Origin of the sequence: Myroides injenensis M09-0166 (genome assembly GCF_000246945.1) — a bacterium.
Classification (GTDB): Bacteria; Bacteroidota; Bacteroidia; order Flavobacteriales; family Flavobacteriaceae; genus Flavobacterium; species Flavobacterium injenense.
This window is the reverse complement of the sequence record NZ_BAEX01000034.1, coordinates 1-18,091: the sequence shown is the minus strand read 5'-3', so window position 1 is coordinate 18,091 and position 18,091 is coordinate 1. Positions and strand designations below refer to the sequence as shown.

Genomic DNA, 18,091 nt, shown 5'->3' with positions numbered 1-18,091 from the left:
GAAACTTAAATAAAATATCTAATTTTAAGCAATAATTGATTAAATAATAAAAATGAAAAAATTAAGTATTTTGTTTTTATCTGTTTTCACTATTGTTTCTTGTAGTAAAAAGAACTCAATAGAATTTGAAATGGGTAAAGCAGCAGATGACACAAAAGTAGAAGTGGTTATATCTGATCCAGGACAACCAGAACCGACTGTAATTACTTCTGGAAAAATAAAAGAAGGAAAAGTAGTTTTAGAGAATTCTTTTACAGAGATTGAGCAAGCATTTCTTAGAATAGATGACGAAATGCAAACTACTATTTATTTTATAGGAGAACCAGGGGAGATAAAAATTACAGTAGATCCTAATGATTCAGAAAAATATAAAATAGGAGGTACTACAAGTAATGATAAAATTCAAGCATTTATTGATGAATTAGCTCCTTATCAAGAAAAAGTTGGTAATTTCTTAAATGAGAATGGTGCAGTATTAATGCAGTTAAGCTCAGCTACTGATGAAGAGAGTCAAGCTAAGTTTAAAGAACTTCAAGATGAGTACCAAAAGCTTAATGAGAAGATGACTGAGATTAGCGATAAATTTGAAGCAGCTAATAAAGATAATGCATTAGGTGTAATTATGTTTGCTAGACATTTAGCTGATCCAGACAAAACAATAGAGCAAGTTCAAAAAGAGTTTGATCAATTTCCTGAAGCTGTAAAGAATTCTAAAATCGGTAAAGAAACTCAAAAAAGAATAACAGAAGTTCTTGAAAGAGAAAATGTACAAAAGAAAATAGCAGTGGGAAGTAAAATTCCAAACTTTAAAGCTAAAACTCCATCAGGAAAAGAAATAACTTTATATGAATACTTAGAAGGTAAAAAAGTTGTTCTTATTGATGTATGGGCTTCTTGGTGTGGACCATGTAGACAAGAAAATCCTAATGTAGTGCAAACATTTAAAGAATTCAATAAACAAGGATTTGATATTATTGGTTATTCTTTAGATAAAGCAGAACAGCCTTGGTTAGATGCAATTCAAAAAGATAACTTAACTTGGACACAAGTTTCTAACTTACAATTCTGGAATGATGCTATTGTTGCAGATTACGGAATTGAAGGTATTCCTGCAAGTTTCTTAGTTGATGGTAATGGAATTATCATCGCTAAAGATTTAAGAGGACCTCAATTAGCAGAAGGTGTAAAAGAAGCATTAAAATTATAAGCTTCTAAAGAATATCAAAAAAGGATAGCTACAAGCTATCCTTTTTTATTTTAAAATTGAAAAAGGTTGTTCTATATATGAACAACCTTTTTGTTATTATCGAACTTCTAATTCTAGAATTAGAAGTTCGGTCTTAGATTATATTTTTTGTAGAAAGCATCGATAACTTCAATTACCTCATCTGCTGTATCTACTAATTTAATTAGATCCATATCTTCAGCACAGATATTGTTATGTTTCTCTAATAGAGTTGATTTGATCCAATCAATTAGTCCTCCCCAGAAATCAGTACCCACTAATACGATAGGGAACTTAGCAATTTTCTTAGTTTGGATTAAAGTTATAGCTTCGAATAATTCATCAAGTGTACCAAAACCTCCTGGCATTACTACAAATCCTTGAGAATATTTAACAAACATTACTTTACGAACAAAGAAATAGTCGAATTGCATGTTTTTATCATTATCGATATATGGGTTGAAGTGTTGCTCGAAAGGCAATTCAATGTTTAACCCTACTGATATTCCTTCTCCAAGATGTGCACCTTTATTACCTGCTTCCATGATACCAGGACCTCCACCAGTAATTACACCATAACCAGCTTTACTTACTTTAAAAGCAATCTCTTCTGCCAATTTATAGTAAGGATCTTCTTTTTTAGTACGTGCAGATCCAAAAATAGATACACATGGACCTATACGTCCCATTTTCTCATATCCATTAACGAATTCAGACATAATTTTGAAGATACCCCATGAGTCATTTGTTTTTATCTCATTCCAAGATCTTTGTTTAAACTTTTCTTGGATTTTCTCGTCTTCATTTTTAAAATTTTCTTTCATAATCATTTAATCATTTGATTTTTAACTCATTCTTTAAAAAATGTGCTGTATAACTTTTCTTGTTTTTAACTATCTCTTCTGGTGTTCCTTTTGCTACAATCTGACCTCCTTTACTACCTCCTTCATATCCTACGTCTATGATATAATCAGCTAATTTGATAACATCAAGATTGTGTTCGATAATTAACACTGTATTCCCTTTGTCAACTAATTTATTGATTACCTCCATTAGTACTCTAATATCTTCAAAGTGTAATCCCGTAGTTGGCTCATCTAAAATATAGAAAGTATTTCCAGTATCTTTCTTTGATAATTCTGTCGCAAGTTTAATGCGTTGTGCTTCTCCACCAGATAAAGTAGTGCTTTGTTGCCCCAACGTAATATACCCAAGACCGACATCATCAATAGTTTTCAATTTACGATATATTTTTGGAATATTCTCAAAAAATACTACTGCTTCAGAAACGGTCATATTTAATACATCAGATATTGATTTTCCTTTGTATCGAATTTCTAATGTTTCTCTATTAAAACGCTTACCTTGACAAGTCTCACATTCTACATAAACATCAGGTAAGAAGCCCATTTCAATAGTACGTACTCCTGAACCTTCACAAGTATCACATCGACCACCTTTCACATTAAAACTGAATCGACCTGGTTTATATCCACGTATAGAGGCTTCAGTAGTTTGCGAAAATAAATTTCTAATATCCGAAAATACATCTGTATAGGTAGCTGGATTAGAACGTGGTGTTCTTCCAATAGGGCTTTGATCTATACAAATAACTTTATCAATATGCTCCAGACCTTTTATTTTTTTATAAGGTTGTGGTTTAGCCACAGCATTATAAAAATGAGTATTTAGAATAGGATATAGCGTTCCATTAACTAGAGTGGATTTACCAGAACCCGATACACCAGTCACACAGGTTAAGGTTCCTAAAGGAATCTCTATACTAACATTTTTAAGGTTGTTACCGGTTGCTCCTTCTAGTTTTAATACTTTACCATTACCTTCTCTGCGTTTTTCAGGAAGCGCAATTTCTAATTCTCCATTCAAATATTGAGCAGTTAATGTATGCTCTTTTAATAATTCTTTTGGAGTACCAGCACTAATTATTTTTCCACCATTTTTACCAGCTCTTGGGCCAATATCAATCACATAGTCAGCTCTTTCAATCATATCCTTGTCGTGTTCTACAACAAGAACAGAGTTACCTATATCTCTTAGTGATTCAAGTGATTTTATTAATCGTTCATTATCGCGTTGATGTAGTCCGATACTAGGCTCGTCTAATATATATAAAACTCCTACTAATTGAGACCCAATTTGTGTTGCTAGACGAATACGTTGCGCTTCACCACCTGATAGCGTTCGCGAACTTCTATTTAGTGATAAGTAAGTCAATCCTACATCTTCAAGGAAAGAAAGCCTACTATTGATCTCTTTCAATATTTCAGAAGCAATGCTTTTTTGTTTGGAAGATAACTTAGGATCTATTTCCTTAAACCATTGAATGAGCGTTTCAATATCCATTTGAATTAACTCTCCAATATTTTTTTCAGCAATTTTAAAGTATAAAGCTTCTTTTTTTAATCGGGTACCATTACATTCAGGACATTCTATTTCGTCCATAAATTCTTTAGCCCATCTGCGAATACTACTACTTTCGCTTTCTTCAAATTGATTCTTGATGAAATTATTTATCCCTTCAAAATCAATTTTATAGTTTTTCGTAATACCTGCTACTTTCGAAACGACAGAGAAGCTCTCTTGACCACCTTTTAAAATGATGTCCATCGCTTCGCTAGGAATCTTTGAGATAGGGTCATTTAAAGAGAATTTATATTTTTCTGCTATTATTTCTAATTGCTTGAATATCCATGATTTCTTTTCTGTGCCTAGAGGAGCTAAACCACCATTTTTAATGGAAAGTTTCTCATCAGGAATAATCTTTTTTAAATTGATTTCGTTGATTACACCTAAACCATTACAACATTCACAAGCTCCTTTAGGAGAGTTGAATGAAAAATTGTTTGGTTCTGGCTTAGCGTAGGATATACCAGTTGTAGGACACATTAAGTGTCTACTAAAAAAGCGGTAATCATTGCTATCTTGTTCCAATACCATTATAGTATCTTCACCATAATTCATAGCCACTTTTATACTTTGAGCAATGCGCTGAAGCGTTAATTCAGTTTCATCTACAGCTATTCTATCAATAACAATTTCGATATCATGTGTTTTATATCGGTCGACTTTCATTCCTGACTCAATATCTTTAATCACTCCATCGACACGAACCTTTAGGAATCCCTGTTTAGCTATTTGTTCAAAGAGTTCTCTATAGTGTCCCTTTCTAGATCTTACTACTGGTGCAAGAATATTGATACGGCGATTATTAAAATCTTTAACAATAAGCTCCTGAATTTGTTCATCAGAATAGCTTACCATTTTTTCGCCAGTATTATAGCTGTAAGCATCTGCAGCTCTAGCGTATAGTAATCTTAGGAAATCGTATATTTCTGTAATAGTACCTACTGTAGAGCGGGGACTTTTATTTGTGGTTTTTTGTTCAATTGCAATAACCGGCGATAGCCCGTCAATTTTATCAACATCAGGACGTTCTAGTCCTCCAAGAAATTGGCGTGCATAAGCAGAAAAAGTCTCTATATAACGTCTTTGTCCTTCAGCATAGATAGTATCAAATGCCAAAGATGATTTACCCGAACCGGATAAACCCGTTATTACGACTAGTTTCTCGCGTGGTATTGTAACATCTATATTTTTTAGGTTATGTTCTCTAGCACCTAAAACTTCTATAGTATTTTCTGGTTCTAACATAGTTTTTTGCAAAGCAACAAAGATACATAATTATAGCTTGTTTATGAAGTATTTCACTCATTTGCTTGATAAGAATATTAGCAAATTACAGTGCATTATTATGATTTGTTCTTTGAGTTAGAAATATCGAATGCTAATAAATAAAAAAGGGATGTCTATTAAAAGACAACCCCTCTTTGAGCTATTTTATTAATGCTTATTTTGCAGCATCTACTTTTTTAAATTTCATAATAACGATATCCCCAGAAGTAAATAACAATTCATCTTCTACAATATCATAATTAGTTGCTAATGAAAGAGCATTAAGGAAAGTTGTATCAGCCACACCTTCACAAAATCTTTTTGTTACAGCTAATTTCTCACCAATAGCTATCCCTTTATTTTCTTTTGCTTCATATGATCCTGAAATATTATTACAACCATCTGTTCCGAATACTTTTTCTTCGTCTTCGAAAGTTAATGCTGGTTTAGCATTAGGGAATAATTCTTCTACTGTTTTACCAGATGCATCTGGAGTAGTAATAGATACTAATTCCCATGATTTTAATAAACCATTGTCTTTTTCAGTTTCTACTGTAGTTGTAGTTTGCTCAATTGTTTCTTCTGTTTTTGTTTCTTTTTTATCCTTACAGCTAACGAAAGCTACTGATAACGCTAGTGCTAGAAATAATACTGTCTTTTTCATAATATTTATAATTTGTGTTGTAAAAATACTTAAATAAATGTTAACTATAATAGTTTGGTTAAAAAATATTTATTTAACTATTCAAATAAAGTTAAAACTACATATTTTAAGAATATTTGATATTCGTATTCATCTAATGATTTATTAACTGCATTGTGTTGGGATAAAGGTGTATTTTAGGAATTGCAAATACAATTTATAAGCGATAAGCAAATATTTGGTGTGATACCATCTATTTATAGTAATTTTATTGTTTTAAATATTGAAGATGAAAGCAGCAATTTTATATAAGTCTGGAACAACTCCAAAATATGGTGAAATAGAATCGCCTCAAAAAACTTCTGAAGACCAACATATCATACATGTTAAAGCAGCAGCAGTAAAGAATCTGGATAAGGCTAGAGTAAGTGGAAAGCACTATGCTAGTTATCGCACTTTTCCTACTGTAGTGGGGGTTGATGGTGTAGGGGAATTAGAAGATGGTACGCGTGTATATGGACAAGGTATCACAGGAATGATTGCTGAAAAGGCACTTATAACATCTAATTTTACACCTATTCCACATGACTTAGACTATGTTACTGCGGCAGCATTGCCAAATGCTGTTTTAGGGTCAGCTATGCCATTATTGATAAGGGGGAAATTAGAAAGAGGAATGAACGTCATGTTTAATGGTGCCACTGGAGTTACTGGGCAAGTAGCTGTACAATTGGCTAAATATTATGGTGCAAACAATATAATTGTTACTGGACGTAATGAGCGTATCCTAGATCAATTAAAAAATTATGGGGCAACGCATGTGGTGAATTTGAAGCAGGATGACGAAATTATTAAATCTCAAATAAAACGTATTCATGACGAGACACCTATCGATATGGTAATCGATTATTTATGGGGTAAGCCAATTAGTTTGATTATTGAGGTTCTAAAGGGAGATTCTATACAGCATGTTTCTCATTCTACTAAGATTATTACTGCTGGTGATATGGCAGGAAAAGAGATTTCATTGTCATCATCTGTTTTAAGAAGTTCAGCTATTGAAATTTTAGGTTCAGGATTTGGAAGTTTGTCACAAGAAGAATTAATTGTTTTTAATAAGGTTATTCTACCAGAGCTTTTCTTATTAGCTGCCAACAAAAAGTTGCATATCGATACAGAAGCTTACCCAATAGAGGAGGTAGAGGAAGTATGGAATAAACAGATAGCTTCTGGCACACGATTGGTAATAACGATATAGAAGCGATAGTGTGAAAAAGTAATATCATTATAAATAAATTTATTTGAGATAGGAAGTTTTATGTAAAACTTCCTATTTTTGTTTGCTTAAATGCAACAACAACACAATGAAAAATTTCTTAGAACGCTACTTTCAATTAAGTAGTAATGGTACCTCTATAAAAAAAGAGTTTATAGCGGGTATTATCACGTTCCTTACGATGTCGTATATTCTGGTGGTAAATCCTAATATTCTTGCAGATGCTGGAATGGATAGAAGCGCACTTTTTACCACTACTGCTTTAGCTACTATTTTTGCAACACTATTAATGGGGCTATATGCAAAATTACCTATAGCTCAAGCACCAGGGATGGGATTGAACAGTTTTTTTGCATATTCTGTTGTTCTTACAATGGGCTATTCATGGCAGTTTGCACTTACAGCTGTTTTTATCGAAGGAATTATCTTCTTATTATTGACCTTATTTAATGTTCGCGAGCTAATTGTAAGAAGTATCCCTAAAGTTTTAAAAGAAGCTATTCCGGCAGGAATAGGATTGTTCATTACTTTGATAGGACTAAAAAGTGCTGGAATTGTAGTAGGAGATCCTAATACACTTGTTAGGCTAGGTGATTTCAGTATGCACACTGTATGGATCACTTTAGTTGGATTAGTGGTAACAGGAATTTTGTTAATTAGAAATGTAAACGGGGCGATATTATTCGGAATTTTAAGTGCTACTATTTTTGGAATTATATTAGGTGATGTTTCTTTGCCTAGTAAGATAGTGGATCTCCCACCATCTATAGAACCAATATTTGGAGAAGCGATCAAACCAATGTTTACTGCTGAGGGATGGAATCAAATCTTTTCATTAGAGATGCTAATTGTAGTGTTTACATTCTTATTTGTCAATCTATTTGATACAGTAGGAACGTTAATAGGTGTGATATCTAAGACAAATTTAGCAGACAAGGATGGCAATTTCCCTCAAATGAAAAAAGCATTGTTTACAGATGCCATGGGAACGACATTTGGTGCGGTTTTAGGAACGAGTTCTGTCACATCTTATGTGGAGAGTGCATCAGGTGTAGCGTCAGGTGGACGTACAGGGTTAACAGCTGTAAGCGTAGCTTTAATGTTTGCATTAGCATTATTTCTAGGGCCTTTATTTTTGATAATACCTGCAGCGGCTACTGCGCCAGCCTTAATTATTGTAGGGTTATTTATGATTAGCTCAGTTGTTAATATTAAATTTAATGACTTGTCAGAGGGATTACCTGCTTTTCTTACAATTGTTTTTATGCCATTTACTTATAGTATTGCAGAAGGAATTGTATTTGGTATATTGAGTTATACTATACTAAAATTAGGGGCAAAACAATACAATGAAATTACACCAACAGTTTACGTTTTATCCATCCTCTTTTTAATGAAGATTATACTAGACGTAGTAACTCAATAGAATAAAATTTATTTATAGAAAAAATAAACAAGGAGGTCATAGCACCTCCTTTTTCTATTGTATGAAGTATAAAAATAACTTAAAATAGTAGGACATTTACTAGGGAACTTACTATCTTGTTAGTTTAATAAAACAATGAATTATTATGAGTCAAAAAACAAAAATACTTGTAGTTGGATTAGGTGGCGTAGGCGGATTTTATGGAGGACTATTAGCTAATAAATATGAAAACAGTGAGGAAGTAGAAGTAAGTTTTATCGCTAGAGGAGAGCATTTAAAAAAGATAACTGAAAATGGATTAAAGGTAATCTTTGATCAAAATGAAATAGTAGGCAAGCCTTATCTTGCAACAGATGATTTCAATAAAGTAGGTAAAGTTGATTATTTAATAATGGCAACAAAGGGGTATGACCTTAAACCTACATTTGAGCAAATGAAAGCGTGCGTAGGTGAAAATACTGTAATTCTTCCATTGTTAAATGGGGTAGAAGCCTATGAAGATTTGAATAATTATTTTGATTATGCGACAGTACTACAAGGATGTACCTATATGGTATCAAGATTAAAAGAACCTGGAGTAATTGATAACCCAAGTGGTAGACAAAAGATTTATTTTGGTAAAGATCATAAGCTAACAGAGCAGATGATGGCTTTTGAAAAATTATTGGTCGATGCTGGGATTAATGCAATTGCTACTACTGATATTGATAAAGAAATATGGGAGAAGTATATCTTAGTTTCTGCCTCTGCTACTGCAACAGCTTACTACAATTGCAGTATGAAAAACACTGTTTTATTACATCCTCAAGAAACAAAAGAATTGCTAGAAGAGGCTAGTACGATTGCAAGAGCTAGAAATATCAATATAGATAAGGATATTGTATCTGTTATTTTGGATAGATTAAAAGCAATACCTGAAGGAGCAACTACTTCTATGCACAGTGATTTTTTGGCAGGAAAGCAAACTACGGAATTAAGTATTATGACTGAATACATGGTCAATCAAGGAACGAAATTGAATATTCCAACACCAATGTATTCAAAAATGCTAACTTCTTTAAAGAATAGAGCAGGTAGCAAGTATTTAATATAGACGCAATAAGATATATAAATTTAAAAAAGAGAGATATAGCAATATAATGGTTACTGTATCTCTTTTTTTACGAATAAGAATAAGTTAGATATAAAACGTGATGATTGATAAATTAATTGAAACTTTAAGAAAGCTTGGATGGCAAGTAGCAGAAAAAAACAATTCTTTAGTATTAAAGTCTTTATTTACGGATAGATACAGTGTGCTTCCAGACGAGTTTCAACTATACCTAAAATCTATTCAGTCGGGTACCTCTGCAGAAAATAATGCTTGGCTATTGTGTGAAGAGGAATATAATGGGGATAGTAATGATGCGTTCAGATGGAATGAATTAGAACTATTGAGTCTTGAAAATGCTGATAATGAGATAGATTTGCAAGAAAATATAAAGAGTTTTTGGAATAGTCACTTGCCTTTTATAATTTCAGTAAAAGGGGAATACTCTTGTTTTTCTATAGGAACAGGAGAAGCGAACTACGGTCAAATATTTTATGGTACAGAACCTGAATTTGAAGAAGTAACGTTAGTAGCTGCTTCTCTCAGTGACTTTATTAGTAAGTTAGAAAAACAAGCATTGTTATTTCAGAAAGATTATCCTTATAATTTATTTTTTTAAAGAGGTTACTATTTGTTGTCTTTTTTTATTTCAAAAAGGTATAAAGCTTCCTTTTCAATTTCAATTTCTTTTGAGTTTATAAAGCCCAATCGATTAAGGAGTTTAATAGAGTTTTTGTTGTCAGTTAGTGTAATAGCTAGCACAGAAGAGTTTTCATCTTGCTGTAAAATATCTTCTAGTACTACAGAGGTTGCCTCTAAGGCGTATCCTTTATTGACATATTGCGGCAGAAATGCAAAGCCAAAATCAGCATTAGGTAGATAAGTTCGTTGCAGTAAACTTATAAGTCCAATAGGAGTGGAAGTTTCCTTAAGAACTACTGTCCAATAAAAACAATTTGGAGTATTTAAAATATTCTGTATATAATTTTGCGCATCTGCCAGCGTATAGATATTTTTATTACCAATATAGACTAACCATCCTTCAGTATTTACTAATTCAAGAATAAAAGAATCATCTTTAAACTCTAATGGTCTTATCATTAAACGATTAGTTTGCACTATTTTTGACTCCATACAGATATTTTGTTTGAAGAAAGATACAGTAAATTCTTTAAAAGAGCCTGTTTTTTTTGTTGTTGCTACAGGTTTAATATGTTTAATTGTTCTGTATTTGTATTGTAAATCAGTGTTCTAACTGATGCTTTTACAAAAAATACACAAATCAAAGTCCGTGTTTTTCTTCTAAATTGACTGTAAAAAAGTCAATTTACAATCCCCCTTTTTTCAAATTTTAAGGAATTTTATTTGGGTCTGGTCCCAGTGTTGTTCGAGGACGGTTGCAGTCTTGTTCGGGAATACCCCTGTTTTTGCAATGCGTTACTGAGTAATTCTCGAACCCTTCTCGAACAAAGTCCCTATTCAACTCTAAAAAAGGCTTCTTAAGTCTTGTAAATGCTGGGTTTTGTTGAAAATGAGTTTTGCTAAAAAGGGTAATAAATGTATTTTTTGGTCATTATTTACCCTTGCAGTAAATAGGTATAGTGGTTTTGCGTAGTGGGGTATGATCTTCAAATATGGATGAGGTATATTTATGCAATATTCAAATATGAAATTTCAGAGGTGTATTTACTAAAGGGACGAACAAAAAGAGCTGACTAATATTTTAGCTAGCTCTTATATAGTTTGTGTAGAAAAAGTGTAACTATTTTTTTGATTTTTCGTTTGTTTGGGTTGAGGTATTTTTATCTTTTGTAGGTTCTTGATTCTGTAACATCATTTTCATAAAAGCTTCTTGCTGCATTTTCATATCTTCTTGCATTGATTTCATTAAGTCCATAAAGTCAGTAGCAAAGAAATCATCTCCTTCAGCATCATCTCCCCACATAGAGCTTTGCATGCTAAAGTTGCTTTTATTAGAAAATAGATTGTTTCCTGAATTGCCAATTTCTAAATATTTATAACCATTCTCTTTCTCATGGATAATAATAGAGAATGAGTTAATGCCCATTGAATTATATTCTGATTTCTGTTGAGAGGAACCACGCTCATCTTTAAACATTGTATTTATAGCGATAATCTCGCCTTTGTCATTTCTTTTAATATTAGAAAAGTTTAGTGCGGCAATTTTTTCATCATTGACTTCTTTTTTTATTTGCTCTAATTCATTATCTTTAGTTTCCTTAGTAATTTGATACTCGATAGTGGTATTCTTAACCTTGAAATCATTTTTCTTTTCTTGAGCATTAATTGTCGAAGTGCTAATTAAAATTAATAAAAACGATAGTATACCAGCATTGAATATGCTTTTAAATTTAAGTGTGTTTAAACTTGTTTTCATATTTTAATATTTTGATAAATGTTTATAATTTTCATGAGTTGATATTGCTAATTTACTTTTTATAGTTTTAATTTTTATTTAAAAGATTACTACTATTTGTTAAAAAAAGACTGATTATGAGAGATAAATTAATACACGGTACAGAGATTATAGTAAACCAAAATAATAAAGAGATTTTATCTGACTTTACTTATCCTGCAGATAAAACAAATTTGCCTTTAGTTATATTTTGTCACGGTTATAAAGGGTTTAAAGATTGGGGAGCTTGGCAATTGGCGATGGATGAATTAGCTGATCAAGGTTGTTTTGCTGTTAAATTTAATTTTTCATTAAATGGGACTACTATTGATGAGCCTACAGAATTTAATGATTTGGAATCTTTTGGAAATAACACCTATACACAGGAACAAAAGGATTTAACGGCTATTATTGATTTTTATAAAAAGAATGATAGAGTTGACGCTTCTAATATTTATTTAATTGGCCATAGTAGGGGCGGTGGTGCTGCCATATTACAATGCTATTACAATAAAGATGTAAAAGGTGTCATTACATGGGCAGGGGTGTCTGATTTCAGAAAACGCTTTCCACACGGTGAACGTTTTGAAGAGTGGAAAGAGAAAGGAGTGTTTTATTCTGTCAATGGTCGTACTAAACAAGAGATGCCACACTTCTTTACTTTTTGGGAAGATTATGAGCAAAATGAGGATAAACTTAATGTGCAGAAAGCTGCCCAGCATTTGACTAAACCTACATTAATTGTTCAGGGAACGGAAGATCCTGCAGTGTCATTGAAAGAAGCTCAATTATTACATCAGTGGATTTCTAGTTCACTGTTAAATATAGTGGATGGTGCGGATCACGTTTTTGGCGCTAAGCACCCTTATGATAAAAAAGAAATGCCTAAGCATTTGAAAGAAGTAGTAGAGGCAACAATAAATTTTATAAAGAGCACAAAATAAAAAATTAGAATAGAGACAAAAAGTAAAAGAGCTAATGGTTATTGCCATTAGCTCTTTTGCTTTTTTATTTCTTATCGTTAGATGAATTCGAAGCTTTTTTAGGTCTTCTTACTCCATTACTCTTGTTAACGATTTTACCTCTTTTTGTCTTAAGATCTCCTTTACCCATAATTTCTATTGTTTTTAAAATTAATAAATAAGTTCGTTTTTCTTTTAAACGAAAGAATTATCCCAAAATACAAAAAAATATTTTCATAGCCTAATTAATTGATTATAAAGCTTAATTGTATAGTCATTGGAGTTTTTCTAAACAGAAAGTAAATTTTTATGATCATAAAAATTTTCTCCCTACATCTAGTGATTTATATAAGGTTTAGATCTGGATCTTTTTTTACTTACCAAAAAATCTTTTACATTTACTTGTAATTAAACTTTTAATAATCATGACAACATTAGAAATAGGAAATAAAGCACCCAATTTTACAGGAGTAGATCAAACGGGAAAAGAACATAAATTATCAGATTATAAAGGGAAGAAATTAATTGTCTTTTTTTATCCAAAAGCTAGTACGCCTGGATGTACATGGGAAGCATGTAATTTAAGAGATAATTATCAGGTTCTGAAAGAAAAGGGATTTGAACTATTAGGAGTTAGTGCTGATTCGCCAGAAAGACAACAAAAGTTTATTGATAAGAATGAGTTGCCATTCCCTCTAATAGCAGATGAAAATAAAGATGTTCTTAATGCTTTTGGAGTATGGGGGCCAAAAAAATTTATGGGACGTACTTATGATGGTATTCACAGAACAACTTTTGTAATTGATGAGAATGGAACTATTGCAGATGTAATTACCAAAGTAAAAACAAAAGATCACGCAGCTCAAATTCTTGAGAAGTATTAAAATACATACGTAATGAGTCATTAATTGATGAGGAATTATAAAATCTTTATGTAAAAGACATCGATTTTTATTAGAACGATGTCTTTTATTTTTTTAAAGCGAATTGTAATTCAATTTATGATAGTTACTGTTGTGAAATAAATAAAATGCTATGAATAAATTTATAAATAAGAAAATTGCTAAGAGTGATTGGTATGCACTTCACCAGTCAAGTAATATTGATGATGATAGGCTGTCCTCGTTAATAGAAGAGCATAGCTATTCTAATCAAACAGATTGGAAAAAGTTTTTGGAGTACTTTGTGCTTGCACTTGGAAGTGGCTTATTTTTAAGTGGTGTTGTTTTCTTTTTTGCGTTTAATTGGAATGAGATTCCACGATTTGGAAAGTTTGGAATGATTCTTTTATTGCTTTTGGTAACAGTAGTTTTGTCTGTGCTAAATAGTGTGAAAGAGTTCGTAAGGAAAATAGCATTATTAAGTTCTTCTGTTGTGGTAGGAGTATTATTTGCTGTGTTTGGACAAGAATATCAGACAGGAGCTAATGCTTATGACCTATTTTTGATGTGGTGCATCGTTATTATACCATGGACAATGGTTTCTAAATTTACCATTCAGTGGTTATTATTTGCTGTATTAACGAATACTACTTTAACTCTGTTCTATCAACAAGTTGTCTTTAAGATAAATCCTTTTTATACTATTATCAGCTACTTAGTATTAAATACATTGCTGTTTTTGCTTCCCTATGTAATAGGAAAATACCAATCTTTTCGTCCCGAAAAGTACTATTCTAATTTAATGATATTTGTATGCAATTCATTAGCAGTAGGAAGTTTAGGAGTTGCGATTTTTACTACGAGATCAAATTATTCAGATGGAGAATTATCAGGACTATTTGTTTTATTCTTATTAAGTATTGCTTGGATTGGAATAAGTTTTTATATCAGTTTAAAAAAGAAAAATATTTTGACGTTTAGCTATTTTGTATTGGCTATCGCAATTATAGTCTTTATGATATTAATAAGATGCTGTGATCTCAGTGAAGGAGCTCTTCTGCTATATACTTTGTATGTTATTGGCGGTACTTTTGGTATTATAAAATTAATTTCTAATCAACAAAAAGAGTGGAATTATGAAAGAGAGTAAACAGTTTAATCAAATCGTTGATAGCTTAGTATCAGAGGGCGTAGAAGTGGATAAAACGCTTTTAAAACAATATCAAGAAGATACGCTAGTAAGATCAGTTTTTATAAAAGTAGTCTCTATTTTAGGAGGATTATTGGGAGTAGGATTATTTCTAGGCTTCCTATTTCTTACTTTGAATACAATTATAAATCTAGGAATTATATTTATTGTTCTTGGTTTAATTTCTTTTATAATTTCATTTGTAATTAACAAGAGTAAAGATAGTGCTATCAAAGATGGTCTTGCAGTAGCACTCTTTATTGCAGGTTTTTTATTGGTGATTTTTGGAATTGCAGAATTACAAGGAACTTCGTGGAATATTAGTTCTTCTGCTAGTATTGCATTTGTACTATCAGTGATTTGCTTTTTTGTTTATAAGAATCAAATCATTATTTTCCTTAGTACGATTAATGCATTGATAGCAGTACATTGTCTAATTATCAATAACCATACTTTTTCTGTTTTTTATATCTTCTTTTTCCTTCTTATACTATTGACAGTATTTTTGTTTTGGAAAGAGACGGCTCTTAGATTAAGTCGTTATTTTACAATGTATTATGTACCTTTCTTTTTTGCTGTATTCTTATATAGTTTGGTGCTTAGCATTATAGCTTCAACTAGTATGTTTATGGGGTTATATTATGTACCTTCAGCTGCCACGCTATATATATCAGTATTTGGTACAATAGCTGTCAATTTGTTTACGATACATTTGATATTTAAAAAGCTTAATATTACTAATATAATAGTGATGATTAGTATCTATGTTTTAGCAGCTGTTTTTATGTACTTTTTAGGATTTATTTACCCTGCTTTTATGGTAGGATTATTGTTTCTATTATGGTCATTTTACAATCAATACAAAATAGGTTTCGTACTCTCTATATGTACTTTTATATGGGCTATTGGTATGTTCTACTATGACTTGAAGATTAATTTATTAGAAAAGTCTATTTCGTTAATGATTACAGGGGTGCTATTTTTAGGTGCTTATTGGTTAATGTGTAAAAATTGGAAAGAAGATGAAAAAGAATAGTATAAGCTATGTGATCGTTATCACTTTTGTTTTAGTTGTTATCTTTTTTATAAGAGGAGTTCTACAGAAAGAGGAGACGATTAAAGAAGGAAAATTAGTTCTATTAGAACTAGCACCTGTAGACCCAAGATCTCTGATTCAAGGAGATTATATGATACTTAATTATGATATAGCTACTAATAGAAATGATATTTTTAGAGCGTCATTGATTGCTTTGTCAGGTGAACAGATTGAAGAAGCTGATGAAGATTTGAAAAGCAAAACTATAGAAAATTATGAAGGTATGAGAGGTTTTGTACTGTTAAACTTAGATGAAAATCAAGTAGGACATTTTATTAAGTTGACAGATAAATTAGAAGATGCTGAAGAGGGGCAATTGTATATTAAATTCTTTAATAATAATGGATGGCGTTTTAATATAGGTGCAGAGAGTTTCTTCTTTCAAGAAGGTGAAGCTGATAAATTTGCAGCAGCAAAATATGGTGCACTACGCGTAGATGATAAAGGTAATAGTGTATTAATCGGTATGTATAATGAAAATCTTGAATTAATTCGCTGATATTTTTGTTATATAAAATAACATAAAAAGGTGCGAAATATTCAAATGAAAAAGCACCTCAGAATAATTATTCTGAGGTGCTTTTTTTGTTGTAAACTCTTTCTGTTAGTTTGTGAAATGATACATTAAAAAATTTTAATCTGTATCTTGGTATAGGGGTATGTTTATTGTGCTTCAGTACGTTATGAATTAACCTGATTTACATTAGGTTCTGTGATTATAATACTCAAAAGGTGTGTAGAAGATACTTAATATGGTTAATAGTATGATAAAAAACAGTGAATATTTAAAATTAATGTAATTTTTTAGATATAAATTATTAAAAAATCAAGACAATATTTAATTCTTTTCTTTTTTTATAATAATAAATGGTATTATTTTTGTTTATACTCATTTTGGTAAGATTATTAATAAAGAAAAATCTTTATTTTTTATTAACTTCTAAAGTAAATAATGATGAAAAAAGTTTTGTTAATGGCGTTTGTTGTTTTTGCAATGACAGCTCATGCACAAGTAGGAATAGGAACAAATAAGCCAGATCAATCTGCATTACTAGATATAAAAAATCCAGCAGGATCAAATCGTGGTTTATTAATACCTAGAGTAAAATTGACTAAGCTCGATGATAGTTCTACCTTTGGGGATAAAGGTGCTACAGAGAGTTTATTAATCTATAATGAGAATTCAACTAGTGAGCTTGGCAAAGGATTTTATTATTGGACAGGTGCTCAATGGACACGTATTTTTACAGATAAAGATATTGAAACATTAAATTTCGATAATACTACTAACTATTCTTTGACAATAGAAAGTGATAAAGCACTAGGAGAAGATGTATTAGTAATAACAGATAGCGCAAAAAATAAGGTACAAATGCCTTTAAGTACATTGGCTAACAACTCTAATTTTATTAATAAGTTAACTTCAAATAATGAGTTTATAAAATCAGTTAAGGCGCTAGAAACTATTACTACTATCACTCCAGTATTAGATAAGGAAGGTGAAAGAACTGGAGAATATGTTTATAAAAATGAAGATGGTGATGAGGTAAAAATTGATGTAGTGGGTGATGTAAACCATAATTTTAAAGAGATTGTAGCGAATATTGATAATCAAATCTATATTTTTAGAATTATTGAGGAAAATAGCAAAGATTTGATAAGTAATGAAGGTACTATATCTGTGCGAGCTGAGCATGGTAGTGTGCTTGCTGATACATATATCGATGTAGTAGATAAATCGTTAACAGTCAGAAAACTTAATTCTATGGGGGCTAAGGGAGGCGAACTTCTATCAGCAGATGGTAAAGGCAACGTTATCTTTAGAGCTCTTACATCTGAAATGATTAAGGATGCTGGTTCAATTACTACAGATAATATTATTACAGTAGACTCAGGTAAGAATAAAGTATTGTCAGATGTTAAATTTAGTTTAGCAGATAGTTCTGTAACCTCTGGTAAATTAAGCTCTACAGGAGCAGACAAAGGTACTGTTGCTACAGCAGATGGATCAGGTAATGTAACTTATAGTAAAGTTTCAGCAGCCAATCTTGATGGTAAAGGAAGTATTACAGGAGATAATATTATAGAAGTATCAAATGGTGCAAATACAACTTTAGGAGATGTATCATTGAGTTTAGCAGATAACTCTGTAACAACTGGAAAATTAAGTTCTGGACAAGCTGCTAAAGGAACA

17 protein-coding genes are annotated in these 18,091 nt (G+C 31.4%); 11 read left to right on the top strand and 6 right to left on the bottom strand.

All coding sequences use genetic code 11. The features are described 5' to 3' along the window. Positions 1 to 52 precede the first annotated feature (52 nt). A complete protein-coding gene (locus RH98_RS07230) occupies positions 53 to 1,207 on the top strand; it encodes a TlpA disulfide reductase family protein (RefSeq protein ID WP_010252474.1) in 1,155 nt (384 codons plus the stop codon). A gap of 119 nt (positions 1,208 to 1,326) precedes the next feature. Here RH98_RS07230 and RH98_RS07225 read toward each other — a convergent pair whose 3' ends face one another. The 3 genes from RH98_RS07225 to RH98_RS07215 all read right to left on the bottom strand — a co-directional run bounded on the left by RH98_RS07225 (position 1,327) and on the right by RH98_RS07215 (position 5,582). Continuing rightward, positions 1,327 to 2,055 (bottom strand): LOG family protein, encoded by a 729-nt coding sequence (locus tag RH98_RS07225; protein WP_010252472.1) that lies wholly within the window; start codon positions 2,053 to 2,055, stop codon positions 1,327 to 1,329. Between the two features lie 4 nt (positions 2,056 to 2,059). Continuing rightward, complete coding sequence (gene uvrA / locus RH98_RS07220; protein WP_010252471.1) at positions 2,060 to 4,897, bottom strand: excinuclease ABC subunit UvrA; 2,838 nt, start codon at positions 4,895 to 4,897, stop codon at positions 2,060 to 2,062. Between the two features lie 196 nt (positions 4,898 to 5,093). Then, positions 5,094 to 5,582: an META domain-containing protein gene (locus RH98_RS07215; protein ID WP_010252469.1), complete on the bottom strand. Its 489-nt coding sequence runs from the start codon at positions 5,580 to 5,582 to the stop codon at positions 5,094 to 5,096. Between the two features lie 268 nt (positions 5,583 to 5,850). On the opposite strand from RH98_RS07215, the gene RH98_RS07210 reads away from it, so the two are divergent. The 4 genes from RH98_RS07210 (at position 5,851) to RH98_RS07195 (ending at position 9,972) form a co-directional block, all read left to right on the top strand. Beyond that, complete coding sequence (locus tag RH98_RS07210) at positions 5,851 to 6,819, top strand: quinone oxidoreductase family protein (protein ID WP_010252467.1); 969 nt, start codon at positions 5,851 to 5,853, stop codon at positions 6,817 to 6,819. A gap of 106 nt (positions 6,820 to 6,925) precedes the next feature. After that, positions 6,926 to 8,263: an NCS2 family permease gene (locus tag RH98_RS07205; RefSeq protein WP_010252465.1), complete on the top strand. Its 1,338-nt coding sequence runs from the start codon at positions 6,926 to 6,928 to the stop codon at positions 8,261 to 8,263. A gap of 145 nt (positions 8,264 to 8,408) precedes the next feature. Beyond that, a complete protein-coding gene (locus RH98_RS07200; RefSeq protein WP_010252463.1) occupies positions 8,409 to 9,356 on the top strand; it encodes a ketopantoate reductase family protein in 948 nt (315 codons plus the stop codon). Positions 9,357 to 9,456: 100 nt separating this feature from the next. After that, a complete protein-coding gene (locus tag RH98_RS07195) occupies positions 9,457 to 9,972 on the top strand; it encodes an SMI1/KNR4 family protein (protein ID WP_010252460.1) in 516 nt (171 codons plus the stop codon). Positions 9,973 to 9,980: 8 nt separating this feature from the next. Here RH98_RS07195 and RH98_RS07190 read toward each other — a convergent pair whose 3' ends face one another. Together RH98_RS07190 and RH98_RS07185 are read right to left on the bottom strand one after the other, a co-directional pair. Continuing rightward, the gene (locus RH98_RS07190; RefSeq protein ID WP_010252458.1) at positions 9,981 to 10,487 is read right to left on the bottom strand and encodes a GNAT family N-acetyltransferase; all 507 of its coding nucleotides are present in this window, start codon (positions 10,485 to 10,487) and stop codon (positions 9,981 to 9,983) included. 628 nt (positions 10,488 to 11,115) lie between these two features. Continuing rightward, the gene (locus tag RH98_RS07185; RefSeq protein WP_010252456.1) at positions 11,116 to 11,751 is read right to left on the bottom strand and encodes a hypothetical protein; all 636 of its coding nucleotides are present in this window, start codon (positions 11,749 to 11,751) and stop codon (positions 11,116 to 11,118) included. A gap of 116 nt (positions 11,752 to 11,867) precedes the next feature. On the opposite strand from RH98_RS07185, the gene RH98_RS07180 reads away from it, so the two are divergent. Further along, the gene (locus RH98_RS07180; protein WP_010252454.1) at positions 11,868 to 12,713 is read left to right on the top strand and encodes an alpha/beta hydrolase family protein; all 846 of its coding nucleotides are present in this window, start codon (positions 11,868 to 11,870) and stop codon (positions 12,711 to 12,713) included. Between the two features lie 64 nt (positions 12,714 to 12,777). Here the strand turns inward: RH98_RS07180 and RH98_RS15425 are convergent, their stop codons facing one another. Then, positions 12,778 to 12,882, bottom strand: coding sequence for a 30S ribosomal protein THX (locus tag RH98_RS15425; RefSeq protein WP_081498619.1), 105 nt, complete (start codon positions 12,880 to 12,882; stop codon positions 12,778 to 12,780). A 274-nt stretch (positions 12,883 to 13,156) separates the two neighbouring features. Here RH98_RS15425 and bcp point away from each other — a divergent pair, with 274 nt between their 5' ends. From bcp to RH98_RS07155, 5 genes are all read left to right on the top strand, one after another. Beyond that, positions 13,157 to 13,615, top strand: a complete 459-nt coding sequence (bcp, locus tag RH98_RS07175) for a thioredoxin-dependent thiol peroxidase (RefSeq protein WP_010252452.1) — start codon at positions 13,157 to 13,159, stop codon at positions 13,613 to 13,615. A gap of 151 nt (positions 13,616 to 13,766) precedes the next feature. Beyond that, positions 13,767 to 14,762, top strand: a complete 996-nt coding sequence (locus RH98_RS07170; protein WP_010252450.1) for a DUF2157 domain-containing protein — start codon at positions 13,767 to 13,769, stop codon at positions 14,760 to 14,762. Beyond that, positions 14,749 to 15,837, top strand: coding sequence for a DUF4401 domain-containing protein (locus tag RH98_RS07165; RefSeq protein WP_010252448.1), 1,089 nt, complete (start codon positions 14,749 to 14,751; stop codon positions 15,835 to 15,837). Before RH98_RS07170 ends, RH98_RS07165 begins: the two co-directional genes overlap by 14 nt. After that, positions 15,824 to 16,396, top strand: a complete 573-nt coding sequence (locus RH98_RS07160; RefSeq protein ID WP_010252446.1) for a GDYXXLXY domain-containing protein — start codon at positions 15,824 to 15,826, stop codon at positions 16,394 to 16,396. The genes RH98_RS07165 and RH98_RS07160 overlap by 14 nt, the downstream gene beginning before the upstream one ends. 456 nt (positions 16,397 to 16,852) lie before the next feature. Continuing rightward, positions 16,853 to 18,091, top strand: a 1,239-nt coding sequence (locus RH98_RS07155; protein ID WP_500778340.1) for a phage tail-like protein, incomplete at its 3' end; no start/stop codon positions are given.